Source organism: Kitasatospora sp. NPDC058184, from assembly GCF_042883725.1.
Taxonomy (GTDB): Bacteria; Actinomycetota; Actinomycetes; order Streptomycetales; family Streptomycetaceae; genus Kitasatospora.
This window is the reverse complement of the sequence record NZ_JBHVVE010000020.1, coordinates 1-26,143: the sequence shown is the minus strand read 5'-3', so window position 1 is coordinate 26,143 and position 26,143 is coordinate 1. Positions and strand designations below refer to the sequence as shown.

Genomic DNA, 26,143 nt, shown 5'->3' with positions numbered 1-26,143 from the left:
TCGGTGCGGGGCGGCGAGGGGTCAGCCGGCCGGCTGGTCGTGGGTGGAGCAGTGGATGCCGCCCCCGCCGGAGGCGATGGTGTCGATCTTCACGGGGACGATCTCGCGGTCCGGGAACTGCTCCCGGAAGACCTCCTGGGCGTGGCCGTCGGCCTTGGCGTCGCCGAAGAGCGGCAGGTAGACGCCCTTGTTGCCGATGTAGAAGTTCATGTACGAGGAGACGAAGGCGTCGCCGCGGCCGGTGATCCGGTCCGGGTCGGGCTGGCCGATCTCGACGACCTTGAGCTTCCCGCCGGTCGCGTCGGTGGCCTCGGCGAGGACGGCGCGCGCCTGGTCGGCGGAGCGGGACCAGACGTCGGGCGGGGTGCCGGGGAAGGCGCGGTCCAGGAAGACGACGCCGGGGGCGGCGAAGCGGGCGAGGCAGTCGACGTGGGCGTCGGTGATGTCCTTGCCCTTGACGCCCGCCAGCCAGATCACCTTGGTGAGGCCCAGCGTCCGCTTGAGCTCCGCCTCGATCTCGTCGCGGGTGCGGCCCGGGTTGCGGTTGTCGTTGACCACGGAGCTCTCGGTGACCAGCAGGGTGCCCTGGCCGTCGGTCTCGAAGGAGCCGCCCTCGGCGGTGAGCGGGGTCTCCAGCCGCTCGATCCCGTACTTCTCCAGGACGGTGCGGGCGATCCGGGCGTCGTTGGCGTGCTCCTGCTTCCCGCCCCAGCCGCTGAAGTTGAAGTCGACGCCCTTGACCTTTCCGCCCTCCTCGACGAAGACCGGCAGGGTGTCGCGGGCCCACAGGTCGTCCACCGGGACGGCGAGCAGCTCGACGTCCGAGCCGCAGGCGTTGCGGGCCGAGGCCTCCTGGCCGGGGCGGACGAGCAGGACCACCGGTTCGCGCTGTCCGATGGCCCGGGCCACGGTGGCGATGTCCCTGCGGACGGCGCCGAGCTGCTCGCCCCAGACGTTCTCGGAGGCGGGCCAGGCCATGAAGGTCCGCTCGTGCTTCTCCCACTCGCCGCCGAGCCGCCGGCCGCGGGCGGGGGCGGGCGCGGGGGTGGGATCGGAGGCGGGCGCCGGGGGCTGCGCGGCGGGCTGTCCGGGGGTGCCGGAGGCCGGGGCCGCGGGGCCGGCCGGCTCGTCGCCGGCGGTGGCGCAGGCCGTCGCGCCGAGGGCGATCGCACCGGCTCCGGCGAGGGAGCGCAGCACCGTGCGGCGGGCGAGGGGGGACTGGGACACGGTGGACTCCGGTGGGGCTGGGGGGTGGATCCGGCGCGGCGGGGAGGGCGGGCTCCGGGGGAGCGGCCCACGCGGCGATGGTCGGCGGCGGACGAGGAGGTCGTCCGGGAGGACGAGGTCGGTCGGCAGCGCCGGGACCGACTCTCGCATTGACTGAAAAATCAGTCAAGCTTTACGGTGAAGTCACCCAAACCACCCCGAGACGACCGGGGGCGCCGTACGAGCGGCCCAGGTCACGACGATGAAAGGCCGGGTGAGGCGGCGATGCTGCGCAATGGTCTGGAGCCCTGGCACGTGCTGGTCACGGTGGCCGTGCTGGTGCTGCTGTTCGGCTCCAAGAAGCTGCCCGAGATGGCGCGCGGACTGGGGAAGTCGATGCGGATCCTGAAGTCCGAGACGGCGGCCCTGCGGGAGGACGGTGCGCCCGGCGGAGCGGTCACCGAGCCGCCCGGTGGAGCAACCGCGGGTTCGCCCGGCGGAGCGACGGCCGGTTCACCTGGCGGAGCGACGCCCGGTGCGCCCGGCGGAGCCGTCACCGAGCCGCCCGCCGTCCCGCAGGCCGGGCCGGTGAAGCGGCCGCTCTGACCGGCGGGTCCGTACGCGAGCCCGCCGCCGACGCCGGGAGCCGTCGTTCCCCCGCCGCCCGACGGGGGAACGACGGCTCTCAGCCGTTGCGGCGGTAGTGGTCCAGGGACACCCGGACCGGCCCGTCCGGGCCCGCGGTCGACAGCACCCGGACGACCGCGAGGTCCCGGCCGTCCGCGGACCGGACGCAGAAGGCGCCGCGCGGCCCGACGGCGGCGAACGGGATCCGCCCGGCCGGGCGGCTGCCGAGGCCCTTGAGGCACTCGGCCGGGCCCAGTCCGGCGTCCCGGCCGATGAAGGAGTCGGCGTTCTCCGGCACCAGGAACTCGCCCTCGCCGCGGCCGACGTACCAGGTCGCGCTGTCGGTCGGGACCACGGTGCCGGTGGCGAGGTCGAACTCGTAACCGGCGTCCGACGAGGTCAGCTCGACCGCGCGGTAGGCCGGGGCGTACTCGGCGGCGGGGGCGGACGGCGGTGCGGCGCCCGGCGCGACGGGGACGGACCGGGTGGGCGACGGCGACCCGGCGGGCGTCGGGGCGGCGGTCGGGGCGCCGGGCTCGGCGGCACCGGACACCGGGGCCTCGGCGGCCGAGGCCTCCCCCGACTCCTGGTCGTCGAGCAGCAGGGCCGTCGCGGCGGCGGCGCCGACGGCCAGGGCGACGGCGGCGGTCAGCGCGGTGCGCCCGAGGGCGCGTCTGCGGCCGCCCGCGCGTGGGGCCTGACGGCCTGCCGACACCTGCGACCCGGCGGGCACCGGCCCGGCGGGTGCCGGGGCGGCTCCGGTCGCAGGCGCCGGCGCGAGCACCGTCGGCGTCGGCGCGGCGGTCGGGGCGAGGACCGTACGCGCCGAGTCCCACCCGGGCCCGGCGGCCCCGGGCCCCTCGGCCGGCACCTGCGGCAGCTCGGCGTGCCGGGTGATCTGGCTGGTCAGCGGGTGCGGCAGCCAGTCGTCGCCGAACCTGAGCTGCCCGCCCACGGCCGGGTGGCTCCGGGCGGCGGCGATCACCTCGGCGGTGGTCGGACGGTCCTCGGGCCGCTTGGCCAGGCACCGCAGCAGCAGCGCGCGCAGGCTCTCCGGGACCCGGCCGAGGTCGGGCTCCTCGTGGACGGTCCGGTAGAGCGCTGCCGGGTCCGGGCCGTCCCCGAACGGCGGAGCGCCGCCGGCGACGTGGACGGCCAGGGCGCCCAGCGCGTACACGTCGGTGGCCGGGGTCGCGGCCCGGCCCACGGCCTGCTCGGGCGCCATGTAGGCGGGTGAGCCGATCCGCAGGCCGGTGCCGGTCAGCGCGCTGGCGTCGGCCGCGCGGGCGATGCCGAAGTCGATCACCCGGGGGCCGTCGGAGGCGATCAGCACGTTGCCGGGTTTGAGGTCCCGGTGGACCACCCCGGTGGCGTGGATCGCCTGCAGCGCCTCGGCGATGCCGGCCATCAGCAGCAGGACGGTCCGTTCCGGGAGCGGGCCGTGGCGCTGCACCACCTCCTGGAGCGAGGGGCCCGGCACGTAGGTGGTGGCCAGCCAGGGGGTGGCGGCGTCCACGCCCGCGTCGACCACCTGGGCCGTGTACAGCCCGTGGATGCGCCGGGCGCTGGCCACCTCCTGGGCGAACCGGGCCCGGAACTCCGGGTCCCCGGCCAGTTCGGGCCGCACCACCTTGAGCGCCACCGGCCGGCCGCCGGGGGTGTACGAGAGGTAGACCCGGCCCATGCCGCCGGCGCCGAGCCGGGCGGCCAGCAGGTGGCCGCCGACCTCGCGCGGGTCGTCGTCGGCCAGCTCCTGGAAGACCGGCTGGAGGGCGAAGGGGGACCGGTCGGCGGACATGCGGGCTGCCTCTCTCGGCGGTCAGGGGGCGGCACGGGGGCCGGACAGGCCGGACGGGCCGGAAACGGGCGTACGGCACACGCGGCACACGCGGCACGCACGGCACGCACGGCACGCACGGCACGCACGGCACGCACGGCGCCGCAGAGTTTAGAGGTTTTATCAGGATCGGCCGAATCGGCCCCGGTGAGGGGTGTCCGACGCGGGAGCCCGACGGGAGCGGGCCGCCCGCGATGGCCCGGCTAGTCGCGCGCCAGCTCCGCCTCGACGGCCCCGCACAGCAGCCGGCGGGCGTGGTCGAGCGGCAGCGAGCCGCTCAGCCAGCGCACGCTCAGGCCCTCGACGAGGGCGGTGAGCCGCTCGGCGGCGGCCGCGTGCGCCGGGGCGGTCCCGCACGGATCGGCCCGGGCGAGCAGTTCGGCGATGTCGTGCACCCAGGTGTGGGTGGTCCGCGCCAGGTCCTCGCGCAGGTGCGGTTCGAAGACCGCGGTGGCTCTCAACTCGCCCCAGGCGGTGCTGTTCTCCCGGACGTCCGGGCTGTCCTGGAGTTCCCGGAGCAGTACGCGTTCGAGGTCGGCCCGGGGGCTCTCGGCGCGGGCCGGGGCGGGCTCCTCGTCGGCGGTGTAGTGGTCCGCGCGGTCGCTGATGTGCGCCAGCGTCTCCCGGAGGATCCCGGCCCGGTCGGTGAAGTGGTAGTAGATCAGCGAGGTGGACACCCCGGCCTCGGCGGCGAGTTCGTTCACGCGCAGTCCGCGTACGCCGCGCCGGGCGATCACCCGGGTCGCGGCCTTGAGTATTTCCGTCCGACGGTCCGACATGGGCGCCCACTCTACCGGGCTTCCCGGCTGGTCAGACAGGTTCCTGATGATCGTTTCAGGGGTTTCCATCAGCTTTGCCTCCAAGTCTTGACTGAATTTTCAGTACGGTAGAGGATGCGGGGCAACCCCCACGCCTCCCGCATCAGCCAGGGAGCGCCCCGTAGACCCCCACCCCCTCCCGGACACCACCGACGGCCACGTCGCTGCCCGGCGCACCGCGCCGCGCCCGGAGGGGCCCGAACAGAAGAGGTTTCCCGTGACGTACCGAATGCCCGCGGAGTGGACCGAGCACGAGGGCTGCCTGATGGCCTGGCCCGTCCGCCCGGACCTGTGGGGCGACACCCTCGACGAGGTGAAGGGCGAGTACGCGGCCGTCGCCCGCGCCATCGCGCAGTTCGAACCGGTCACCATGGTCGCGCCGCCCGGCCACGGCGAGGAGGCCCGGGCCCGGTGCGGCGAGGGCATCACCGTGGTCGAGCTGCCGACGGACGACTCCTGGTTCCGCGACTCCGCGCCGATCTTCGTCCTCGACGGGGACGGCCGCCGGGCCGGCGTGGACTTCCGCTTCAACGCCTGGGGCCGCAAGCACAGCCCCTGGGACGCCGACGACCGGATCGGCGGCCTGCTGCTGGAGCACCTCGGCACCCCGGCGATCCGCTCCGAGATGATCCTCGAGGGCGGCGCGATCACCGTCGACGGCGAGGGCACGCTGATCACCACCGAGCAGTGCCTGCTGCACCCCAACCGCAACCCGGAGATGACCCGGCAGGAGATCGAGGCCGAACTGAAGGCGCGCCTCGGCGTCACCAAGGTGGTCTGGCTGCCGTACGGCGGGGCGCTGGACACCGAGACCGACGGGCACGTGGACGGCGTCTGCGCGTTCGTCGCCCCCGGCAAGGTCGTGGTGCAGCTCCCGGCCGACCCCGCGCACCCGGACCACGCCCGGATGCGGGCCAACCGCGCCGTGCTGGAGCACTCCACGGACGCCCAGGGCCGGCCCTTCGAGATCGTCGACCTGCCGCAGGCCGCCTTCGTCGAGGTCGACGACCGCGAGGTCGAGGTCGGCTACCTGAACTTCTACCTCGCCAACGGCGGCGTCGTCGTGCCGGTCGCCGACCACCCCGAGGACGCGGGCGCCCTGGCCGTGCTCGCCGCCGCCTACCCGGACCGGAAGGTCGTCGGCGTGCGCGCCCGGGTGATCGCCTACGGCGGCGGCGGCGTCCACTGCATCACCCAGCAGATCCCGGCCGCCCACGCCTGACCCCTCGCCAGCGAACGGAGACCCCACCCTCATGACTCCCACCGCGCCCGCGAGGGGCGCCGGAGCCCGCGGCCGGCTCGTCCTCGCCACCGCCCTGCTCTCGGCGGCGGCCCTGGTCGCCGCCTGCTCCGGCCCGCCCCGCGGCGGCGCCGACCAGGCGGCGGTCCGGCTCTCCGCCGACACCCCGCCCGCCAAGGGCGAGCTCGACTCGTTCACCTGGGCCACCTACGCCGAGCCGCCCACCCTGGACTACCTCCAGGCCTTCGACTACCCGCAGAACACGGTGCTCTCCAACGTCTGCGAGAGCCTGATGCGCTGGACCCCCCAGCTCACCCTGGCCCCCGGCCTGGCCGAGAAGGCCTCCAACCCCGACCCGGCGACCTGGGTCTACGACCTGCGCTCCGGCGTCCACTTCCACGACGGCACGGTGATGACCGCCGACGACGTCGTGTACAGCCTCGGCCGGCAGATGAACCCGGACAACGCGGCGGCCTGGGCGCAGGTGTTCCAGAACGTCGAGTCCGTCACCAGGACCGGCCCGCTCCAGGTCACCGTCAAGCTCAAGCAGCCCGACTCCCAGTTCCCGCAGTACATGGCGACCGCCGCCGGCGTCGTCGCCGCCAAGGCGGGGGTGGAGGCCGCGGGCAAGGACTACGGCACCAGCGGCGGCCTCGACTGCACCGGCCCCTTCACGCTGGGCACCTGGGCCAAGGGCCAGTCGATCGAGCTCCAGCGCTTCGACGGCTACTGGGGCGCCAAGGCCAAGTCGAAGAAGGTCGTGTTCAGCTTCCTCACCGACGCGTCCGCCCGCACCAACGCGATGCTCACCGGCGACGTCGACGGCGGCTACCTGATCCCCACCGAGAGCTACGACCGGCTGAAGCGCGAGGGCCCGGGCACGCTCTACTTCGGCGAGGGCCTGAGCACCGTCAACCTCAACGTCACCAGCATGAACGGCCCGCTCGGCGACCTGCGGGTCCGCCAGGCGCTCTCGCTGGCCCTCGACCGCTCCGGCTTCGTCCGGACCGGCCTGGCCGGCGCCGGCACCGTCACCGGCTCCCTCACCACCAGGGCCGCCTGGGCCGGCGCCCCCGAGGACGTCCGGAAGGCGGCCTTCGACCACCTCACCCCCACCGCCCCGGACATAGACCGGGCCAAGGCCCTGGTCAAGGAGGCCGGCGCCGAGGGCAGGACGCTCACCGTCGCCACCAGCACCATCGGCCAGGACGTCTCGCTGCTCGCCACCGCCGTCCAGGCCGCCGGAGCGAAGATCGGCCTGAACGTCCAGCTGAAGACGATCGCCCCGAACGCCTTCACCGCGCTGTTCACCGACGCCAAGGCGCGCGAGGGCATCGACCTGTTCCCGGAGACGTACTACGACTCCGTCACCGACCCGCTCGACCTGCTCGCCAACTTCCGGACCGGCGCCTACCAGAACTACGCCGGCTTCAGCGACAAGGCCTACGACGACCTCGTCGACCAGGCCACCGCCGAGTACGACCCGGCCAGGCGCGGCGCAATCGAGGCCAGGCTCCAGCAGACCGCCTCCGAGCGGCTGCTGTGGATCCCGGTCGCCGAGTGGCCCACCTCCGTCTTCCTCAACAAGCGCGTCACCGGCGCCCCCACCACCATCTCGTACATGTACTACCCGTGGGCCGCCGACGTGGGGGCCGCCCGGTGAACTTCCTGAGATTCGCCGCCCGGCGGCTGGCCGAGATGGCCGCCACCCTGTTCGGCGCGTCCTTCGTGGTCTTCGGCGCGATGTACCTGGCACCGGGCAACCCGGCGAGCTTCCTGCTGTCCGGCCGGTCGGCCTCCCCGGCCGCCCTGCAGGCGATCAACGAGCAGTACCACCTCGACGACCCGTTCCTGGTGCGGTACTTCCGCTGGCTCGGCCAGGTGCTGCAGGGCGACTTCGGACGCTCCATCACCTACCGCACCGACGTGTCCCGGCTGCTCGCCGACCGGCTGCCCGCCACCCTGACCCTGGTGGTCATGGCCCTGCTCGTGGTCGCCGTCCTCGGCCTGGCCCTCGGCTGGATCGGCGCGGTGCGCGGCGGCGCGACCGACTCGGCGGTCCTGCTCTCCACCACGCTCGCGGTCGGCACGCCCTCCTTCGTCGCGGCCGTCCTGCTACAGGGCCTGTTCGCGGTCAAGCTGGGCTGGTTCCCGACCAGCGGCACCGGCGACGGCTTCGGCGACCTGCTGTGGCACCTCACCCTGCCGGCGGTCGCCCTCGCGCTGTACCTGATCGGGATGCTCGCCCGGGTCACCCGCTCGGCGATGCTGGACGCCCTGGAGGGCGAGCACGTCGCCGTCGCCCGCAGCCGCGGCGTGCCCGAGCGCGAGGTGATCCGCCGCCACGTGTTCCGCAACTCGCTGGGCACCGTGCTGACCACCGGCGGCCTGATCGTCTCCACCCTGCTGGTCTGCACGATCCTGGTGGAGTCCGCGTTCAGCATCGGCGGCATCGGCCAGCTCCTCGAACTGTCCACCACCACCAAGGACTTCCCCACCGTCCAGGCCATCTCGCTGCTGATCGTCGCCCTGTTCATGACCGTGAACCTGGTCGTCGACCTGCTCCACCCGCTGGTCGACCCCCGGGTCGCCCTCGGTTCGAGGAGGGCCGACGCATGAGTGTCGCCCTCACCCGCCGGCCCGGCCTCGGCCGCCTCAGGGCCGCCCGCGCCCCGCTCCACCTGGCCTGCCTCGGCCTCGTCGCCCTGGTGGTGCTGGCCGCCCTGCTCGCCCCCTGGATCGCGCCGGACGACCCGAACGCCGTCGACCTCGGCAACGCCCTCGCCGGCCCCTCGCCCGACCACCTGCTCGGTGTCGACGCCGTCGGCCGTGACACCCTCTCCCGGCTCCTGCTCGGCGCCCGCACCTCCCTGCTCGGCCCGCTCGGCGTGGTCGCCTTCTCCACCGTCGCCGGCGTCCTGGTCGGCCTGGTCGCCGGCTGGCGGGGCGGCTGGCTCGACTCCGTCCTCTCCCGCGGCACCGAACTGGTCTTCGCCTTCCCGGGCATGCTGCTCGCCATCCTGATCGTCTCGGTGTACGGGGAGGGCCTCCTCGCCCCCGTCGTCGCCCTCGCGATCGCCTACCTGCCGTACGTCTCGCGGCTGACCCGCTCCCTGGTGCTGGCCGAACGCGAACGGCCCTACGTCGCCGCGTACCAGGTCCAGGGCCACTCCGCCGCGCAGATCTGCCTGCGGCACGTCCTGCCCAACATCGCCCCGATCGTCCTGGCGCAGTCCACCATCAACTTCGGCTACGCCCTCATGGACCTCGCCGGCCTCTCCTTCCTCGGCCTCGGCGTCCCCGCGCTCACCCCCGACTGGGGGCGGATGGTCTTCGACGGCCAGACGGCGATCCAGCACGGCTACCCGCTCTCCGCGATTCTGCCGTGCGTCCTCCTCGTGCTCACCGTCGTCGCGTTCAACGTCGTCGGCGAGCGCTGGGCCGACCGCGTCGCCCGGAGGAGCCGATGAGCCGGAGAACGACGAGCCGGAGAACGACGAACCGGAGAACGACGAACCGGGGGACCCGACGAACCGGCGCAGCCCCGAACCGGAGGACCGCGTGAACGCCCTCGACATCCGGGGCCTGCGGCTCCGCCTGCCCGGCACCGCCCGGCCCGTCCTCGACGGGGTCGACCTCGCCGTGGGCCCCGGGGAGACCGTGGCCCTGGTCGGCGAGTCCGGCTCCGGCAAGAGCCTCACCTCCCGCAGCGCCCTCGGCCTGCTGCCGCCCGGCGCCACCGCCGCAGGCAGCGTCCTGGTCGACGGCGAGGACGTCCTGACGATGGGCCCCGACCGGCTGCGCGCCCTGCGCACCGGCCGGGCCGCCATGGTCTTCCAGGACCCCAGGGCCGCGATCAACCCGCTGCGCCGCGTCGGCGACTTCCTCACCGAGGGCGTCCGTCTCGGCGGCCGGACGAGCCGGGAGGACGCCGAGCGGCGCGCGGTCGAACTGCTCGACGCCGTGGGCCTCGGCCCGGAACTGCTGCGCCGCTACCCCGGCCAGCTGTCCGGCGGCATGCTCCAACGCGTCATGATCGCCGCCGCGCTGATGGGCGACCCGGTCCTGCTGCTCGCCGACGAGCCCACCACCGCGCTCGACGTCACCAGCCAGGCCGAGGTGGTCGCGCTCCTCGACCGGCTGCGCCAACGCTTCGGCACCGGCCTGCTGTTCGTCACCCACGACCTCGGCCTCGCCGCCGCCATCAGCGACCGGGTCCACGTCATGTACGCCGGGCGGATCGTCGAGAGCGGCCCCGCCGAGGCGCTCTTCGCCCGGCCCCGCCACCCCTACACCGCCGCGCTGCTGGCCGCCACCCCGGGGCTGGACTCCGGGAGCGGCCGACTCGCCGCCATCGACGGCCAACCACCGGACCTGCGCGAGGAGTTGACGGGCTGCGCGTTCGCCCCCCGGTGCCCCCGGGCGACCGCCCTGTGCCGCGAGGAGACCCCGGCGCCGGGCCCGGTCGCCTGCCACCACCCGCTCGAAGGGAGCCGCGCCGATGCCTGAGGCCGTACTGGAGGTCACCGGACTGTGCCGGACCTTCGGCACCGTACGGGCGGTGGACGACGTCTCCTTCACCCTCCCGGCCGGCGGATCGCTCGGCATCGTGGGCGAGTCCGGCTCCGGCAAGACGACCACCGCCCGGATCGTCGTCGGCCTCGAACAGGCCGACGAGGGGCGGGTCGCCGTCCGGGGCCGGGCCCGCGCCGGCCGGGTGCGGGGGAGGGCCGGGCGGCTGGCCCGCGCCCGTGAGGTCCAGATGGTCTTCCAGGACCCGTACCTCTCCCTGGACCCGCGCACCAGCGTCGAGGCCGTGCTCCGCGAGACCCTGCGGCTGCACTTCCCCGGCACCGACCACGCGGCCCGGATCCGCGAACTCCTCGACCAGGTCGGCCTCGGCAGCCGGGCGGCCGACGCGCTGCCCCGGCAGCTCTCCGGCGGCCAGCGCCAACGCGTCGCCATCGCACGGGCGTTGGCCGTCCAGCCGGCCGTCCTGGTATTGGACGAGGCGGTCGCCGCGCTGGACGTCTCCGTGCAGGCGCAGGTCCTCAACCTGCTCGCCGACATCCGCGAACGGACCGGCATCGGCTACCTGTTCATCACCCACGACCTCGGCGTCGTCCGCTGCGTCACCGACGAGGTCGTCGTGATGCGCCACGGACGGATCGTCGAATCCGGCCCCACCGCCCACGTCCTGGACTCCCCGCAGCACGCCTACACCCGGCTGCTGCTGGAGTCCGTCCCCCGGCCCGGCTGGGATCCCGACCGGATCGCCGCCGCGCGCCGCGCCTTGTAAGACGGCTCCGGCCCGGCAGGTGGTGGGACCTGCCGGGCCGGAGCGACCGAGCAACACCGGCGGGCGACGCCGGGCGGCAGCGACCCTGCCGGCCCGGCGCCACCGCCGCAGGAAGGACGACCGTGCAGGTCACCACCGACGACACCAGCGCGACCGACCGGGCCGCGCACCGATCCCCCCGCCGCCGTTGGCGGTTCGCCGCCGTCCTGGCGGTGGTCGTCACCCTCTGCGGGTCGGGCATCGGGCTGTACCTCAACGAGCGCGACACCCGCGAACAGACCAGGGAGCTGGCGGTCCCCGCGACGCCCGACTGGATCGAACTGGACGTCACCGCCCAGGACGTGGACCCGACCGCCCAGCAGCTGACCCTCTACGTCACGCCCGTCCCGCACGGCAGGTTCGCCGCCGGGCCGGACTCCCAGACCTTCGCCCGCCCCGTCGAGATCACCGTCACCGGCACCCCCAGGGTGACCATCCGGGCGGCCGAGGGGGAGGCCGCGGCGTCCCAGCTCGTCCAGGTGGGGACGTACGACGGCACCAAGACGGACTACCCGTTCGACCGCTACCGCGCCGAGGCCGGCTTCTCCGCCACCAGCGGGGGTGCGGCTGCGCCCGTCGGCCTGGTCCTCACCGACACCGACCCGTTCTTCGTACTGCGCCCGCAGGCCACCACCGCGAGCTCCGGTGCCGTGACCCTGGACACGCGGATCACCCGGTCCCGCAGCACCTTCATCCTCTCCTGGTTCATGATCGCGGCCATGTGGGCCATCGCCCTGGCCGTCCTCGGCGCCGCCGAGGTGCTGTACCGCAAGCGGGAGGGGCTGGTCTGGCCCTCCCTGGGCTGGATGGCGGCGAGCCTGTTCGCCCTGATCGGCATGCGCAACGCGGCCCCCGGGGCGCCGCCGATCGGATCCCTGATCGACTACGTGGCGTTCTTCTGGGCCGAGGGCCTCATCGCCGCCAGCCTGGCCTGCACCGCCTGGTCCGGCATCCGCACCGAGCACCGGCTGCGCCGCGAGCGGGAGGCGGTGACCGAGGCGGCGTGAGCCGAGGGGCGGTGAGCGGGGGTGTGAGCGGATTCCCCCGAACGGCGGGTGCGTGCCGCGCCGGAATCTGACCTTCCGATCAGTAGCCTGCGGAGCCGAACCCGACCCCAACCGGAACGAGGCCCCATGGCTCACCCCCGGCCGTCCCGCCGTTCACTCCTGCAGTCCGGGGCCGCGCTCGCCGCGCTGGCCCTGACCGGTGGCTGCTCCTCCGACAGCGGATCGGGGGAGCGGTCCGGTCAGAGCGGTCCGGCCTCGGGGGCGGCCGGGTCGGGGAGCCCGGCGGCCGGCGGGTGGACCATGCCGGCCGAGTCCGGCCCGCACACCCGCACCTTCATGGCCTGGCCGGCACTGGAGGAGGTGTGGGGCGACCAACTGCCCGACGTCCGACAGGACATCGCCGGGCTGGCCCAGGCCATCGCCGGCTTCGAGCCGGTCGTCCTGCTGGCCCGCCCCGACCAGGCAGACCAGGCCCGGCAGGCCTGCGGCTCCTCGGTCGAGGTGCTGGAACTGAAGGTCGACGACCTGTGGGCCCGGGACACCGGGCCGACCTTCGTCACGGGCCCGAAGGGGCTCGCCGGGGTCGACTTCAACTTCAACGGCTGGGGCGGCAAGCAGACCCACGCCAACGACGCCCTGGTCGCCCGCTACCTCCTGGACCACTACGGCATCACCCGCGTCCAGGCGCCGGTCACCGGGGAGGGCGGCGGCATCGAGGTGGACGGCGAGGGCACCCTGATGGCCACCGAGAGCTCCTGGGTCAACGACAACCGCAACCCCGGCAAGTCCCGCGACGAGATCGAGGCGAGCCTCAAGGGCCTGCTCGGCGTCGAGAAGGTGATCTGGTTCAAGGGCGTCGCCGGGCAGGACATCACCGACTGCCACGTCGACGCCCTCGCCCGCTTCGCCGAGCCGGGCACCGTGGTGCTGCACCGGCCCGCCGGCGACACCCCGCCGGACGTCTGGACCACCGCCTCCGCGCAGGCCGTCCAGGTGCTCCAGTCCGAGACCGACGCCAAGGGCCGCGCGTTCACCGTGGTCGACCTGCCCGAGCCCGACGTCACCCTGATCCAGGGCGCGGGCAAGGACTTCCTCGCCACCTACATCAACTACTACGTCTGCAACGGCGGCGTCATCGTCCCGCGCTTCGGCGACCAGGCCACCGACGACCGGGCGGCCGGCATCATCGGCGACCTCCACCCGGGGCGCAAGGTCACCCAGGTCGGCATCAACCACATCGCCGCGGGCGGCGGGGGCATCCACTGCGCCACCCAGCAGCAGCCCGTCGCACCCGGGTCCACCGGGTGACGCGGGGTCAGATGGTGGGACCGTCAGGCGCCGGACGGCCGGGCGGCGGCGGAGGAGAGCGAGTCCAGCAGCGTCCGCAGCACCCGCTCGGCGTCCACCGTCCCGTCCAGCGACCCGATGGCGGCGAGCCCGTCCACGGCGGCGGCGAAGGCCTCGCCGAGCGGTACCGGGTCGGCGCCGTCGCCGCGCTCGTCCAGCAGGCAGCGGAACAGGCCGACGAAGGAGGCCCGCCAGCGCGCGTACTCGGCCTCCAGGCTCGCGCGGACGCGTTCGTCGTTGAGGGCGAGCCAGTGCAGGGCCGCGTGCAGCCGGGCGAGGTCGGGGCTCTCGGGCCGGGTGAGCAGTGCCAGGACCCGCTCGGAGCGCTCGGCGTAGCCGCCGGGGCCGGCGACCGCCTCCTCCAGCGGCGTGATCCACTCGGGCCGGATGTCCTCGACCACCGCGACGATCAGGTCGGTGCGGTCCGCGAAGTGGTAGTGGCACATCCCGTGCGAGACCCCGCACAGCGCGGCCACGTTGCGGGTGGTGAACCGCCCCGCGCCGTCGCCGGCGAGCAGGGTGCGGGCCGCGGCGATCAGCCGGGCCCGGGTCTGCTCGCCCTTGGCGGAAGCGCGCGTCCGGCCGGTGCCGCCGGGGCCGGGGGCCGTACGCGGGGCTGCGCCCGTCGCCTGTGTCGCCATGGCCGCCACTGTAACGACTGCGGGGGAGCGGCAGGGGCGCATCGGCACCGATCTCTGCGCAAAGTATTGACCGAGCGCTTGGTCAGTTTTACCTTTTCGGTCAACTGCCGGACAGGCAGCGCACTTTGACAGGGAGGTAGTGATGGAGGGCAGCTTCAGATCCCATCCGGCGATCGACGGAGGGCTCGGCCGACGCCGGTTCCTGACGGCCGCCGGGCTCGCCGTCGCGGGCACCGCGCTGACCGCGGCGAGCGGTGGGCAGGCCCGGGCGGCGCAACCCCGCACCGCCGCCGCGGGCCCGGCCGTCGCCGCCGGCCTCCGGGTGCCGCTGGACACCGTCCGGCACACCCGCACCTGGATGGCCTGGCCGGACAGCAGCACCATCTGGCGGAACAAGCTCGGCGGTGTCCAGTCGAACATCGCCCTGATCGCGAAGACCATCGCGAAGTACGAGCCGGTGACCATGTGCGCCAACCCGGCGAGCGTCGCCAAGGCGCGCTCGATGTGCGGTTCGGCCGTCACCGTCATCGGGGACATCCCGGTCGACGACTGCTGGATGCGCGACACCGGTCCGGTCTTCCGCACCGACGGCGCCGGCGGCCTCGACACGATCGGCCTCAACTTCAACGGCTGGGGCAACCACCAGAACCCGCACGGCAACGACGCCCTGGTCGCCGGGCGCGTCGCCGCCTACCTCGGCCTGCCGTTCACCGCCGCCGGGCTGGTCGCCGAGGGCGGCGCCATCGAGACCGACGCGGCCGGCACGCTGATGGCCACCCGGAGCAGCATCCTCAACGCCAACCGCAACTCCGGAATGTCGCAGGCCGCGGTCGAGAGCGCGATGTGCGCGGCCTACGGCGCCAGCACGGTGATCTGGTTCAACGGTGTGGCCGGCCAGGACATCACCGACGACCACGTGGACGCCACCTCCCGCTTCCTCGACGCGGGGACGGCCGTGGTCCAGATGCCGCTGGCGAGCGACACCGACGCCTGGTCGAACGACGCACGGCAGCAGTACCGGATCCTGACCACCACCACCGGTGCCCAGGGCACCCCGTTCGCGGTCAGCCGGATCCAGGGGCCCGACTACAACCTGATCCGCTCGACCGACCCCAACTTCGTCGGCTCCTACGCCAACTACTACCTGTGCAACAACGCGGTGATCGCGGCGCAGTTCGGCGACACCAAGGCCGACAGCGCCGCCAGGGCGGCCCTCGCCCGGCTGTTCCCCGGCCGCACCGTCGAGCAGCTCAACATCGACTCCCTCGGGGCGGGCGGCGGCGGGATCCACTGCGTCACCCAGCAGCAGCCCGCGGTGTGAACCCGCCGGGGCCGGGTCCGGCCCGCCGACCGGACCCGGCCCCGAACGGAGGCCGGCCCGGGGTCGCCCCCGGCCCGGCCGGTCCGGTCAGCCCAGGGCGGGGATGTCGTGGGTGGCGCAGTGGATGCCGCCACCGCCGGCCGCGATCGCGTCGATCTTGACCGGCACGATCTCGCGGCCCGGGAAGTACTGCTTCATGAGCTGCTGGGCCCGGTCGTCGGCCCTGGCGTCGCCGAACTTCGGCAGGTAGACGCCCTTGGTGCCGATGTAGAAGTTCATGTACGAGGAGACGAAGGCGTCGCCGCGCCCGGTGATCTTGTCGGGGTCGGGCTGCTGGAGCTCCACCACCTGGAGCTTCCGGCCCGTCGCGTCGGTGGCGTCCTTCAGGACGGACCGGGCCTGGTCGGCCGAGCGGGACCAGACGTCCGCCGGGGTGCCGGGGAAGGCCTGGTCGAGCAGGACCACGCCGGGGGCGACGAAGCGGGTCAGGCAGTCGACGTGGGCGTCGGTGATGTCCTTGCCCTTGACGCCCGCCAGCCAGATCACCTTGGTCACGCCGAGGACCTTCTTCAGCTCGGCCTCGACCGCGTCCCGGCTCATGCCCGGGTTGCGGTTGTCGTTGACGACGGAGCTCTCGGTGACCATCAGGGTGCCCTGGCCGTCGGTCTCGAAGGAGCCGCCCTCGGCGACCAGCCGGGTCTCGATCCGCTCGACGCCGTACTTGGCCAGCACCGTCCGGGCGACCTTGGAGTCGTTGCCGCGCTGCTGCTTGCCGCCCCAGCCGTTGAAGTTGAAGTCGACGCCCTTGACCGTGCCGCCCTCCTCGACGAACACCGGCAGGGTGTCCCGGGCCCACAGGTCGTCGACCGCGATCGGGACCACCTCGACCGCCGAGCCGCAGGCCTTCCGGGCGGCGTCCGCCTGCTCGGGCCGGGCCATCAGGACGACGGGTTCGCGGGCGGCGATGGCCTGGGCCAGGCCGGCGACGTCCCGGCGGACGTCCGCGAGCTGGTCGCCCCAGACGTTCTCGGAGGCGGGCCAGGACATCACCGTGCGCAGGTGCTTGTCCCACTCGGCGCCGAAGCGGCGCACGCCGGGGGTGCCGCCGGGCCGCGTGGGCGGTACGGCGCCGTCGAGGTCCTTCAGGTCGTTGGGGTCGCAGGCGGTGAGGCCGAGGGTGAGGGCGCCGACTCCGGCGCCGACGCCGGCGAGCCTGCGGATCAGGGTACGGCGGGACAGGGCGTTGGTCATGCGGGAACTCCAGCTGAGGGTCTGGGCGGTGGTGGAGGAGAGTGCGCGGGGCGGCCGGGTTACGGCAGCGGTTCGTGCATGGTCGAGCAGTGGATGCCGCCGCCCCCGGCCATCAGGCGGTCGACGTCGATCTGCACCACCTCACGGCCGGGGAAGGCCGCGGCGAGCGCGTCCCGGGCGGCGGCGTCCTTGTACGCGTCGCCGAACTGGGCGGTGATGACGCCCCCGTTGACGACATGGAAGTTGAGGTAGGAGTCGACGAACTTGGAGCTGCGGGAGCGGACGGTGTCCGGGCCGTGCACCGGGACGACCTGCAGGCGGCGCCCCCGGGCGTCGGTGGCGGCGGAGAGGATCGCGAACTGCTCGCGGGCGTCCCGGGCCCAGGCGTCGTTGCGGTCGGCCGGCGGCAGCTGCACCATCACCGTGCCGGGGCGGACGAACCGGGAGGTGACGTCCACGTGGTCGTCGGTGATGTCCTGGCCCTTGATCCCGGGCAGCCAGATCATCGTGTCGGCGCCGTAGGCCTCCAGGACGGCCTCCTCGATCTCGTCCCGGCTCATGCCGCGGTTGCGGTTCTTGTTCACCAGGCTGCTCTCGGTGGCCATCACGGTGCCGTCGCCGTCGGTCTCGATCGCGCCGCCCTCGCCGACGAAGTCCGCGAAGGTGTGGCGCAGGCCGCGGCGGGTGGCGACGAGCTCGGCGACCCGGGCGTCGTCGTGGTGCACCTGCTTGTTGCCCCAGCCGTTGAAGTTGAGGACCACGGCGTCCAGGCCGCCGTACCCGTCCCGGCGGAACACCGGCGCGGTGTCGCGCATCCACAGGTCGTCGGTGGGGATCGCGGTGATCACCTCGACTCCGGAGCCGCACCAGGACTGGGCCTTGCCCGCCGTCCAGTCGTCGGGGGCGCACATCACCACCGGCTCGAACTCGGCGATCGTGCGGGCGATCAGGGCGATGTCCTCCTGGACGCCGCCCAGCCGCAGTCCCCACACGCCCCGGCGGGAGGGCCAGGACATCCAGGTCCGCGCGTGCGGGACGTCGTCCGCCGGCACCCAGGGGTAGGGCTCGGTGGAGCGGTCATCGCGGTAGTGGGTCATGAGGGCCTCCAGATCGTGCGACGGTGCCGGGAGGGGTGCCGGGGGCCGCCGACTCCACTCTTCGCGCCGCGCCGGGGCGGCGCACGTGGGGACGGACGGGCGGCAGCACCCTGCCGCGGGTTCAGGCTCGCACTGACTGAAAAGTCAGTCAAACTCGCGGTCGTGCCCTAACGCATCCTTGACGGGCTCCGTGTGCAGAGTGAGGCCCCCCGTGCGGTCCGTACGGATCAGGACCCGAGCCGGGCCACCTCGGCGTCGACCGCGTCGGCCATGAGCGTGCGGGCGTGCGCCAGCGGCAGGCTGCCGCTCAGCCAGCGCGTGCTCAGCCCCTCCAGCAGCGCGGTCAGCCGCTCCGCCGCCCCGGCCAGCGCGACCGCCGAGGACATCGGCCGTACGGTGCCGAGCAGTTCGGCGACCTCCTGCACCCAGATCCGGGTGGCCCGCGCCAGGTCCTCGCGCAGCGTCTCGTCGAACACCGCGCTCGCCCGCAGCTCGCCCCAGGCGGTGCTGTTCTCCCGCACCTCGGCGGTGTCCTGGAGCTCCAGCAGCAGGGTCTGCTCCAGCTCCTCGCGGGGCGTCAGCGGCGGGGCGCCCTCGGCGCGCTCGGTCGTGTACCGCTCCGCCCGGTCGTTGATGAACTCCATCGTCTGCCGGAGGATCCCCGTCCGGTCCTTGAAGTGGTAGTAGATCAGCGCGGTGGACACACCCGCCTCGGCGGCGAGCTCCTCCACCCGCAGCCCGCGCACCCCGCGTCGCGCGATCACCCGCGCCGCTGCTTCCAAGATCGACGTTTTACGACTGGCCACGATCCACCACCTTACCGGGGCGCGGGCGCCGGCCCCGTGCGGTTGCTGAAAGGCCGGTCAGCGGAGGCCGGCCGATTCCCCCCGGATGTGACGCAGGTCACCTCCGATGCAGAACCCGCACGCCGCATCGGGCGTCTGGCTGGTGTGAGATCACGCAGGAGAACACTGGACGACCTGGACGAGGAACGCCTCCTCCGGCTGGTGGCCAAGGGCGACCGCGGGGCCTTCGACGAGCTGTACCGGCGGACGTCGCCCTGGCTCGCCGTACGGCTGCGCCGCCGCTGCGCGGACGAGCAGATCGTCGCCGAAGTCATGCAGGAGACCTACCTCGCGGTCTGGCGCGCCGCCGGCGCGTTCGCCGGCAGCGCGGTCGGCGGGACGGCCGTCGGCTGGCTGTGGACGATCGCGGCACGCCGCCTCGTCGACGCGTTCCGGCGCCGGGCCCACCACGCCGAACCGCCGGTCGCCGCCGCCGAGCGCGCGGTGGTGCCCGCGGCGGAGGAGGAGGCGCTCGCCGGCACCGTCGGCGGTGACGTCGGCGACGCCCTGCGCCGGCTGGCGCCGGAACTCCGAGAGGTACTGCAGGCCACGGTGCTCGACGGGCTCTCCGTCCGGGAGACCGCCGTCCTGCTCAGACTGCCCGAAGGCACGGTCAAGACCCGTGCCCGTCGGGCCCGGATCGCGATGCGGGAGGCGCTGGCATGAGTGGGGAACACGCGACCAGGCAGTTGATCGACGACTACGCACGTGGCGTCACGACGATGGCGGCGGACACGGTCTGGGCGCTGGAGGCCCACCTGGAGACGTGCGCGCCCTGCCGGAGCCTGCTGGCGGCCTCCGTCGCCACCGGGGCACCCGACATCGCCGCGCTCGTCGACACCGTCCGGGCCGGCCTGGAACCGCGGTTGGACGCGGTGGGCGCGGTGCCCCCGCGGTGGCGCCGGCCGAGGTGGGTGTCGTCCTGGCTGACGCCGGCCATGACCCCGTGGCTGGCCATGACCGCCGTCGTCACCCTGGTGGCGCTGCTGCTCGACGCGGCCGCCCCGGCGGAGGTCTTCGGCAGCTCCTCACCGGTCTCGCTGATCGCGCCGGTGCTGCCGCTGTGCGGCGTCGCCGCCTCCTGGTCCAGCGGCCTGGACCCGGCCCACGAACTGACCGCCTCCACCGCCCGGGCCGGCCTGCCCCTACTGCTCAGGCGCACCACCTCGGTCCTCGTGGTGGTCCTGCCCGTCCTCCTGCTGGGGGGATGGCTGACCGGGAGCACGACGGCCGCGCAGTGGCTGGTGCCCTCCCTGGCCTTCACCTCCACCGCCCTGGCACTGGGCAGCGTGGTCGGGGTGACCCGCGCCGCCGTCGGGCTGGCGGCCGGGTGGGGCCTCGTCGTCGTGGCCCCCACCTCGATCACCGGCCGGGTCCCCGCCTTCCTTCAACTGGCCCTGCAACGCGACCAGTTGCCCGTCTGGGGGCTGCTCCTCGCGCTCGGCGTCTGCGCCGTGATCGCCCGCCGGGACACGTACTCGACGCTGTGAAACCCATGTCCACCCTGTCCGTCCTCGAAAGGGACCATCGCATGACGTATACGGCGAGCGCGGCCGACACCGCGCCGAAGACCTACCCCTGGGAGATCCGGGCCAGCGGCCTGAGGGTCCGCGTCGGACGGAGCAAGATGGCCGTCGACGGCCTCGACCTCTCGCTGGGCATCGGTGCCCACGGCCTCCTCGGGCCCAACGGAGCGGGCAAGACCACCCTGATCCGGACGCTGGCCACCGTGCTGCGCCCCACCGAGGGCGAGCTGGAGATGCTCGGCACCTCCCTCGGCAGGGTGGGCGACCACCGGGCCCTGCGCCGCCGCATCGGCTACCTGCCGCAGGACTTCGGCTACTACAAGCGGTTCACCGTACGCGAGTTCGTCGAGTACATGGCCTGGCTGAAGGAGGTCCCGAAGCGGGACATCCCCGACGCCGTCCAGCGCGCCGTCGAACGGGTGGGCCTGGCGGACCGCGCCGACCACCGGATGAAGACCCTGTCCGGCGGCATGGTGCGGCGGGCCGGCATCGCCCAGGCCATCGTCAACTCCCCGGCGGTGCTGCTGCTGGACGAGCCGACGGCCGGCCTCGACCCGGCCCAGCGGCTGCGCTTCCGCGAACTGCTGACCGACCTGGGCCGCGACACCTGCGTGGTCGTCTCCACCCACCTGGTCGAGGACGTCGCGGCCGCCTGCTCCGACGTGGTGCTCTTCGCCGACGGCCGCCTCGTCTTCCAGGGCACGCCGGACGAACTGGGCGCGGCGGGCAGCGCCGAGCACCCCGGCGACAGCCCCCTGGAGCGCGGCTACTCGGCGCTGCTCCGCACCTCCGGCCAGCAGGGGAGCGCCTGGTGAACGCACGCGTGCTGCGAACCGAGCTGAAGCGCTCGGCCGCCCCCTGGGCCGGAGCCGTCGTCCTGGGCGGCAGCCTGGCGGTCTTCCTCCCGTTCGACGCGTTCTGGTGGCACGGCACCGCGGGGTGGACGGCCCAGTGGACCACCATGGCGTTCTGGACCCGGTCCCTGCTGACCTTCTGGTGGCCCTTCGTGATCGGCGTCGGGGCGGTGTACGGGCTGCGCGAACCCCGCTCGCGGATGACCGAGCTGCTGACGACCACGCCACTGCCGGCCTGGCGCCGTGCGGCGCTGCCGGCCGGTGCGATCGGGCTCGCGCTGGCGGCGGGCTTCGGCCTGCTGGTCCTGGTGGGCGGAGTCCAGGTGGCGTCCGGTCCGACCACCTACACCCCCCTCGGCTGGCTGCCGATCTCGCTGGTGGCGGCACTGGCCCTGGTCGCGGGCGCCGTGTTCGGCATGGGCGTCGCGCGGGCGCTGCCCTCCGTCCTCACCCCGCCGGCCCTGGTGGTGATCGTCTTCGTGGGGACGGGCCTGTTCCTGCGGATGAACAACGAAGGGGCGGTACCGACGGGCCGGGTGGCGAACCGGTTCGCCCTGCTGTCGCCGGCGACCCCGGAGCCGCGGCAGATGCTGCTGACCCTGGCCGGCTCCGTCCACCTCGGTCAGGCGCTCTGGCTGCTCGGCCTGCTCGCCACCGGCGTCGCGCTGCTGGCGGCCGCGACCCGGCGGGCCCGGCTGCTCGCGGTGACTCCCGCCCTGGCCGGCCTGGCCCTGGCCCTGCTGGTCCTCCCGTCCGCCGCGCGCGACGTCTACGTCGTCGACAAGGCCGCCGCGGCGCTGGTGTGCGACGGGCCGGTGTGCGTGACCCAGGCGAGCCGTTCCCACCTGGCCGAGCTCACCCAGCGCAGCAAGGACGCGCTGCGCGTGCTGCACGAGGTCCTGGGCGACCGGGCGCCGACCTCGGTGCGGGAGGACACCGCGCTGCACGAGCTCGCCGAGGCGCGCGAACTCTCCGCGGACGTGCTGCTGGTCGACTTCAGCGAGCGGCTGCTCGCCGACGCGACGGGCGAGCAGCTGACCCGCGCGCTGATCGCCAAGGGCCTGGCACCGAGCTGCTACCCGGACAACGACAAGGAGGGCGGCGGGCACGTCGCCATCCCCGCCCAGAGCATCGCCGTGAGCTGGGCGCTCCACGACCCCCAGCTCCAACCGCTGGCGCCGAAGGGCACCACCGCGTACGAGGTCGAGACCTGGGCGGCGGCCGACACCGCGTGGCAGAAGCTGACGGCACTGCCGCCGGCGGAGCAGCGCTCGCGGATCGTCGCGCTGCACGCCGCCTCCCTGTCCTGCGCGCGGCAGGACCAGATTCCGGTGCTGGCCGGGGAGGTGTCGCGGTGAGGTGGCTGACGCTGTACGCGCGTTCACGGCAGGTGCCCACGTCGGCGGCCGCGGTGGCGCTCACCGCCCTGGTGGTGTGGGCCTTCAACCGGGGCGGCGGCACGGGCGCGGTGGAGGCGGACGCGATCAACCCGATCGTGTACTTCGTGCTCGCCGCGGGCGTGGCGGCCGGCTCCGTCGGGCTCGGCGGGCAGGACTCCGCACTGGACCGGACGGCCGCGATCCGGTGGGCGCCCCGCCGGGCGGCGCACGCGCTGCTGATCGGCGTGGTCGTGGGCGCCGCGGTGCTGGCGGTGCAGGCCGCGGGGCCGAGGTTCGCCCCCACCGAGGTCGTCCTCCGGGACACCGCGGGCCTGGCCGGCCTGGCCGCGCTCGGGGCGGTGCTCTGCGGAGCGCACCTCGCCTGGATCCTGCCGATCGGCTGGCTCGGCTTCACCATCCTCGTCCCCCCGCTGCCGCCCACCACCGTGGGGAAGGCGATCGGCTGGATGACCTGTCCGGCCGGGACGGGGGTGTCCACCTGGACCGCGGTGGCCCTGCTGGTGACCGGCGGCGCGCTGTACGCGGTGGCCGGCCCGCGACGGTGACGGGCCCGTGACGGTGACGGGCCCGTGGGCGCCGACGGAGCACCCGGCGGCGCCCGCGGACCGGCCGCGTGCCGGGGCGGCATCGCCGCCTGGTCGCCCTGCTGTCAAGTGATCTCACTCCTTCGAGTGAGGATCGGTCGCCGATCGGTCGGTTGAGCACCTCTTGCGGTCAAGACTGACCCCCGAACGAACAGTCAGTTCTCGGAGGGGGAACGGTGTCGACCATCGGAATGTCCGGCATACCCGGCGAGGTCGGGGCGGATCGACGGCTGCTGGTCAGCGTCTTCGACCCGCAGGAGGCGCGGGAGGCGGTCCTCGGCGGCGCGCGGATCATCGACAGCGAGGACCCGCGCAGCGCGCTCGGCACGATCAAACCGCGCCGGATCATGGACATCGCGGACGCGGTGCTGGCCGCCCGGCGGGACCTCCCGGTCCAGCTGAGCACCAACATCGGCGAGGACCAGCTGCTGTACCGGCGCGCGGAGAACGGTCTGGCCCTGCCCAAGTCGGCGTACGAGCAGGTCGGCAAGGCGGCCCAGGCCGCCCTCGGCGTCGCCCTGGCGATGGGCACCCGGGTGCATCCCTGCGGGATCGTCAAGGTCGGTCTGGACGGCATGCGGACCGGTGAACTGGCCGACGTGCTCGGCGAGATCACGGCGACGCTGCGCCGGACCGACCGGCTGTCGCAGACCCGGGTGATGTCCGTCCTGTTCGCCCAGGACCTCGACCTGTGGGACGCCCGCAAGACGCTCCCGCAGGTGCGGCGCGCCCTGGTGGGCCTGCGGGAGTACTACCCGTGCGAGCCGTCCACGCCCGGGGCGTTCGACCTCGCCGAGTACGCGGACGCACTGCTCGACCCGCACGGCGAGCCGCTGTTCGGCGGCCGGCGGCCGGAGCCGGCCGAGCTGAGGGCCTCCGGCGCCCTGCCGACGGGCACGACCGGCGGTTTCGTGGCCGTCAACGAGCCGTTCTCCCACGCGGGTTACGGTCTCACGACGGGCCGTCGTACCGATCGAGAGGCGATCCGCGCGATGGTCGAGGCCAGCGCGGCGGCCGGCGCCGACGCGATCATGGTGGACACCAGCATCCTGCTGAAGGTCGCCCGGATCGGACTGGTCTCCACCGCCGGCAGCCCGGAGCTCGCCGACCTCGACCGCCACGACACCGACCGGCACGGTCTGGCCAGGGCCGGCATCCTCTCGCTGGAGGAGATCCGGTTCCTCGTAGAGCTGTGCCACGCCCACGGCCTGGAGGCGAACCTGGCCGGGTCGGTGCAGAGCCACCACGCCCAGCAGGTCTGGCGGCTCGTCCCGGAGCTCGACCAGCTCTCCGCCCGCGGTGGCGTCAGCGCCCTGGCCCGCGACCCGTACGGCGGCACCGGCCGCGGTACCCGGCACGAGCGGACCGTGCGCCGCGCCCTGGTGGGCGGCCTGGTCCCGCCCGAGCAGGGCGGCCGGCTGGTGCTGCCGCGGCGGATGACGGAGCAGCCCGGAGCGCTCGACGACCTGGCGGGCCTGCTCAAGCGCCACCCCGACCTCGCCGCGTACTCCTCCGACGCCTACGGGGTACTGGCGCCGCTCGGCTGAGCGGTGGCGCCCGCGAGACCGCAGGTGTCGCTCATTCACCGTACGGCGACGCGGAGTCGGTGATATCGGTTGTCCGAGTGCGTCCGAGTAGATCCGAGTACGCCTGAGTACGGACGACTTCGAGCACCAGCGAGAAGGAGCACCTCTTGACCACTCACGACAGGCGCGGTGCACACCTGCGGACGCTGTCGGCCCTGACGGCGGCGCTGTCCGGGATCGCCGGCGTCACCGCGCTCGGCACCACCCCGGCGGCCGCCGCCGACCAGCGTCACCCGATCTACGCCATCGCGCACCGGGTCGACACCCTGGACGGCGTGGACGCCGCGATCAACCACGGCGCCAACGCCATCGAGATCGACGTCTGCGCCTGGTGGAACCCGAACGAGTGGCGCGCCTACCACGACTGTTCCTCGGCCGGCGAGAACCGGCTCGGCCCCAGCTTCGACAGCATGCTCGACCGCATCCTCTCCAACGCCGACGCGGGCCGCCGGCTGTCGCTGGTCTGGCTGGACATCAAGGACCCCAACTACTGCGGCGAGGAGCCGAACCGCACCTGCAGCGTCGCCGGACTGCGCGACAAGGCCCAGCGGCTGACGGCCGCCGGCATCCAGGTGCTCTACGGCTTCTACGAGTACCACGGCGGCAGCACCCCGGACGTCGGTGGCCGGGGCTGGAAGAGCCTGGAGGGCAGGCTCGGCCCGCTGGAGGGCATCACCACGACCGGCACCCGCGACCAGGTGAACAGCGCCTTCAACCGGTCCGGCTCCGGCTTCCCGGCCGGCCGCCGGGCGATGGACTACGGCGACAGCGACATCACCAAGGGCTTCGGCAACTGCACGGAGGCCACCTACAACACCTGCGCGGAACTGAAGAAGGGAGCCGCCGACCGGTCCGCCGGACGACTCGCGGCCACCCTGTCCTGGACGACCACCTACAACGACCCGTGGTACGTCGACAAGCTCCTCGGTGACGCCCAGGTGGACGGCATCATCGCCGGCTACGGCGCCTTCACCGGGGTGCGCGAGTACGACAACGGCTGGCAGTGCGCCAACGCCGTCAACCTCGTCCGGGACTGGGTGAACCGCCACAGCGGGACCCACCGCATGGCCACCAGCGGCGACCGCCTGTTCAGGTAGGCGACCGTTCGTCGCGGGTAGGGGGCCCGGCCTCTCTCCCGCGGGCGCCGACCCGGAGCCCGCGGGAGAGAGCGGAGAAGGAGGGGGCCGGGGCCGTCCGGACAGGGCATTTTGTCTCGGGCACCGGGGAGGGGTAGGGTCTCCCAGTCGCTCGACTGGGAGCACCGGACACGTGTCAACGCGGACGGTCCCGGGGCGGCCAATCCTCTGAACCAACACTTCCCGGCTCGGGCTGGGGCGAATCTGTCATGCGCAGGTGCGGCCCAGTCTGTATATGGCGTGTTCGTTTTATCGGATTGCGGCCGGATTCGCTTTTCGAAGTGGAGGTCGGCTAGTGTTTGAAACGTTGGACAGGGCGCCAAGCGCTGGAAGACAACAGTGAGTCGGAAGCAGAAAGCGCCGGTAAACGGAGCGGAAAGCATCTGGTAAGCTGGAAACACGAAAGAACGAAGCCCGGAGGGTCCGCTGGAAGGCGGTCCGAAGGAAGCGTCCGTTCCTTGAGAACTCAACAGCGTGCCAAA

The 26,143-nt window shown here is 73.7% G+C and carries 24 protein-coding genes; 17 read left to right on the top strand and 7 right to left on the bottom strand.

Annotated elements, in window-relative coordinates:
• Positions 1-21 precede the first annotated feature (21 nt).
• Positions 22-1,227, bottom strand: a complete 1,206-nt coding sequence (locus ACFVXH_RS30645) for an agmatine/peptidylarginine deiminase (RefSeq protein ID WP_387829054.1) — start codon at positions 1,225-1,227, stop codon at positions 22-24.
• Positions 1,228-1,491: 264 nt separating this feature from the next.
• On the opposite strand from ACFVXH_RS30645, the gene tatA reads away from it, so the two are divergent.
• A complete protein-coding gene (gene tatA / locus ACFVXH_RS30640) occupies positions 1,492-1,812 on the top strand; it encodes a Sec-independent protein translocase subunit TatA (protein ID WP_387829052.1) in 321 nt (106 codons plus the stop codon).
• Positions 1,813-1,891: 79 nt separating this feature from the next.
• Here tatA and ACFVXH_RS30635 read toward each other — a convergent pair whose 3' ends face one another.
• A complete protein-coding gene (locus ACFVXH_RS30635; RefSeq protein ID WP_387829050.1) occupies positions 1,892-3,631 on the bottom strand; it encodes a serine/threonine-protein kinase in 1,740 nt (579 codons plus the stop codon).
• A gap of 242 nt (positions 3,632-3,873) precedes the next feature.
• A complete protein-coding gene (locus ACFVXH_RS30630; protein WP_074004630.1) occupies positions 3,874-4,449 on the bottom strand; it encodes a TetR/AcrR family transcriptional regulator in 576 nt (191 codons plus the stop codon).
• A 256-nt stretch (positions 4,450-4,705) separates the two neighbouring features.
• Here ACFVXH_RS30630 and ACFVXH_RS30625 point away from each other — a divergent pair, with 256 nt between their 5' ends.
• The 8 genes from ACFVXH_RS30625 (at position 4,706) to ACFVXH_RS30590 (ending at position 13,381) form a co-directional block, all read left to right on the top strand.
• The gene (locus tag ACFVXH_RS30625; protein WP_387829048.1) at positions 4,706-5,710 is read left to right on the top strand and encodes an agmatine/peptidylarginine deiminase; all 1,005 of its coding nucleotides are present in this window, start codon (positions 4,706-4,708) and stop codon (positions 5,708-5,710) included.
• 31 nt (positions 5,711-5,741) lie between these two features.
• Positions 5,742-7,391 (top strand): ABC transporter substrate-binding protein, encoded by a 1,650-nt coding sequence (locus ACFVXH_RS30620; protein WP_387829046.1) that lies wholly within the window; start codon positions 5,742-5,744, stop codon positions 7,389-7,391.
• Positions 7,388-8,347, top strand: a complete 960-nt coding sequence (locus ACFVXH_RS30615) for an ABC transporter permease (RefSeq protein ID WP_387829044.1) — start codon at positions 7,388-7,390, stop codon at positions 8,345-8,347. Before ACFVXH_RS30620 ends, ACFVXH_RS30615 begins: the two co-directional genes overlap by 4 nt.
• Positions 8,344-9,198, top strand: a complete 855-nt coding sequence (locus ACFVXH_RS30610) for an ABC transporter permease (protein WP_387829042.1) — start codon at positions 8,344-8,346, stop codon at positions 9,196-9,198. The genes ACFVXH_RS30615 and ACFVXH_RS30610 overlap by 4 nt, the downstream gene beginning before the upstream one ends.
• Before the next feature lie 91 nt (positions 9,199-9,289).
• The gene (locus tag ACFVXH_RS30605; RefSeq protein WP_387829040.1) at positions 9,290-10,237 is read left to right on the top strand and encodes an ABC transporter ATP-binding protein; all 948 of its coding nucleotides are present in this window, start codon (positions 9,290-9,292) and stop codon (positions 10,235-10,237) included.
• Positions 10,230-11,027, top strand: a complete 798-nt coding sequence (locus tag ACFVXH_RS30600) for an ABC transporter ATP-binding protein (protein ID WP_049650845.1) — start codon at positions 10,230-10,232, stop codon at positions 11,025-11,027. Before ACFVXH_RS30605 ends, ACFVXH_RS30600 begins: the two co-directional genes overlap by 8 nt.
• A 122-nt stretch (positions 11,028-11,149) precedes the next feature.
• Positions 11,150-12,073 carry a DUF4436 family protein gene (locus ACFVXH_RS30595; protein WP_387829038.1) on the top strand — a complete coding sequence of 308 codons (924 nt, stop codon included), beginning with the start codon at positions 11,150-11,152 and terminating at the stop codon, positions 12,071-12,073.
• Positions 12,074-12,199: 126 nt separating this feature from the next.
• The gene (locus ACFVXH_RS30590; RefSeq protein ID WP_387829036.1) at positions 12,200-13,381 is read left to right on the top strand and encodes an agmatine deiminase family protein; all 1,182 of its coding nucleotides are present in this window, start codon (positions 12,200-12,202) and stop codon (positions 13,379-13,381) included.
• A gap of 23 nt (positions 13,382-13,404) precedes the next feature.
• Here the strand turns inward: ACFVXH_RS30590 and ACFVXH_RS30585 are convergent, their stop codons facing one another.
• A complete protein-coding gene (locus ACFVXH_RS30585) occupies positions 13,405-14,061 on the bottom strand; it encodes a TetR/AcrR family transcriptional regulator (protein WP_387829034.1) in 657 nt (218 codons plus the stop codon).
• A 142-nt stretch (positions 14,062-14,203) separates the two neighbouring features.
• Here ACFVXH_RS30585 and ACFVXH_RS30580 point away from each other — a divergent pair, with 142 nt between their 5' ends.
• Positions 14,204-15,382, top strand: coding sequence for an agmatine/peptidylarginine deiminase (locus ACFVXH_RS30580; protein WP_387829032.1), 1,179 nt, complete (start codon positions 14,204-14,206; stop codon positions 15,380-15,382).
• 87 nt (positions 15,383-15,469) lie between these two features.
• Here ACFVXH_RS30580 and ACFVXH_RS30575 read toward each other — a convergent pair whose 3' ends face one another.
• The 3 genes from ACFVXH_RS30575 to ACFVXH_RS30565 all read right to left on the bottom strand — a co-directional run bounded on the left by ACFVXH_RS30575 (position 15,470) and on the right by ACFVXH_RS30565 (position 18,536).
• A complete protein-coding gene (locus ACFVXH_RS30575; protein WP_074004639.1) occupies positions 15,470-16,633 on the bottom strand; it encodes an agmatine/peptidylarginine deiminase in 1,164 nt (387 codons plus the stop codon).
• A gap of 59 nt (positions 16,634-16,692) precedes the next feature.
• Complete coding sequence (locus ACFVXH_RS30570; RefSeq protein ID WP_049650855.1) at positions 16,693-17,730, bottom strand: agmatine/peptidylarginine deiminase; 1,038 nt, start codon at positions 17,728-17,730, stop codon at positions 16,693-16,695.
• Between the two features lie 227 nt (positions 17,731-17,957).
• Positions 17,958-18,536 carry a TetR/AcrR family transcriptional regulator gene (locus tag ACFVXH_RS30565; RefSeq protein ID WP_387829029.1) on the bottom strand — a complete coding sequence of 193 codons (579 nt, stop codon included), beginning with the start codon at positions 18,534-18,536 and terminating at the stop codon, positions 17,958-17,960.
• Between the two features lie 144 nt (positions 18,537-18,680).
• On the opposite strand from ACFVXH_RS30565, the gene ACFVXH_RS30560 reads away from it, so the two are divergent.
• From ACFVXH_RS30560 to ACFVXH_RS30530, 7 genes are all read left to right on the top strand, one after another.
• A complete protein-coding gene (locus ACFVXH_RS30560; RefSeq protein WP_181970890.1) occupies positions 18,681-19,241 on the top strand; it encodes an RNA polymerase sigma factor in 561 nt (186 codons plus the stop codon).
• Positions 19,238-20,065 carry a zf-HC2 domain-containing protein gene (locus ACFVXH_RS30555; protein ID WP_387829027.1) on the top strand — a complete coding sequence of 276 codons (828 nt, stop codon included), beginning with the start codon at positions 19,238-19,240 and terminating at the stop codon, positions 20,063-20,065. The genes ACFVXH_RS30560 and ACFVXH_RS30555 overlap by 4 nt, the downstream gene beginning before the upstream one ends.
• Positions 20,066-20,106: 41 nt before the next feature.
• Positions 20,107-20,916: an ABC transporter ATP-binding protein gene (locus tag ACFVXH_RS30550; protein WP_387829025.1), complete on the top strand. Its 810-nt coding sequence runs from the start codon at positions 20,107-20,109 to the stop codon at positions 20,914-20,916.
• Positions 20,913-22,313 carry a hypothetical protein gene (locus ACFVXH_RS30545; RefSeq protein WP_387829023.1) on the top strand — a complete coding sequence of 467 codons (1,401 nt, stop codon included), beginning with the start codon at positions 20,913-20,915 and terminating at the stop codon, positions 22,311-22,313. The genes ACFVXH_RS30550 and ACFVXH_RS30545 overlap by 4 nt, the downstream gene beginning before the upstream one ends.
• Complete coding sequence (locus ACFVXH_RS30540; protein ID WP_074004644.1) at positions 22,310-22,900, top strand: hypothetical protein; 591 nt, start codon at positions 22,310-22,312, stop codon at positions 22,898-22,900. The genes ACFVXH_RS30545 and ACFVXH_RS30540 overlap by 4 nt, the downstream gene beginning before the upstream one ends.
• Before the next feature lie 215 nt (positions 22,901-23,115).
• Positions 23,116-24,486, top strand: a complete 1,371-nt coding sequence (locus ACFVXH_RS30535) for a (5-formylfuran-3-yl)methyl phosphate synthase (protein WP_387829021.1) — start codon at positions 23,116-23,118, stop codon at positions 24,484-24,486.
• 146 nt (positions 24,487-24,632) lie between these two features.
• Entirely contained in the window at positions 24,633-25,622 is a 990-nt protein-coding gene (locus ACFVXH_RS30530; RefSeq protein WP_387829019.1) for a phospholipase, read from the top strand.
• Positions 25,623-26,143: the final 521 nt, after the last annotated feature.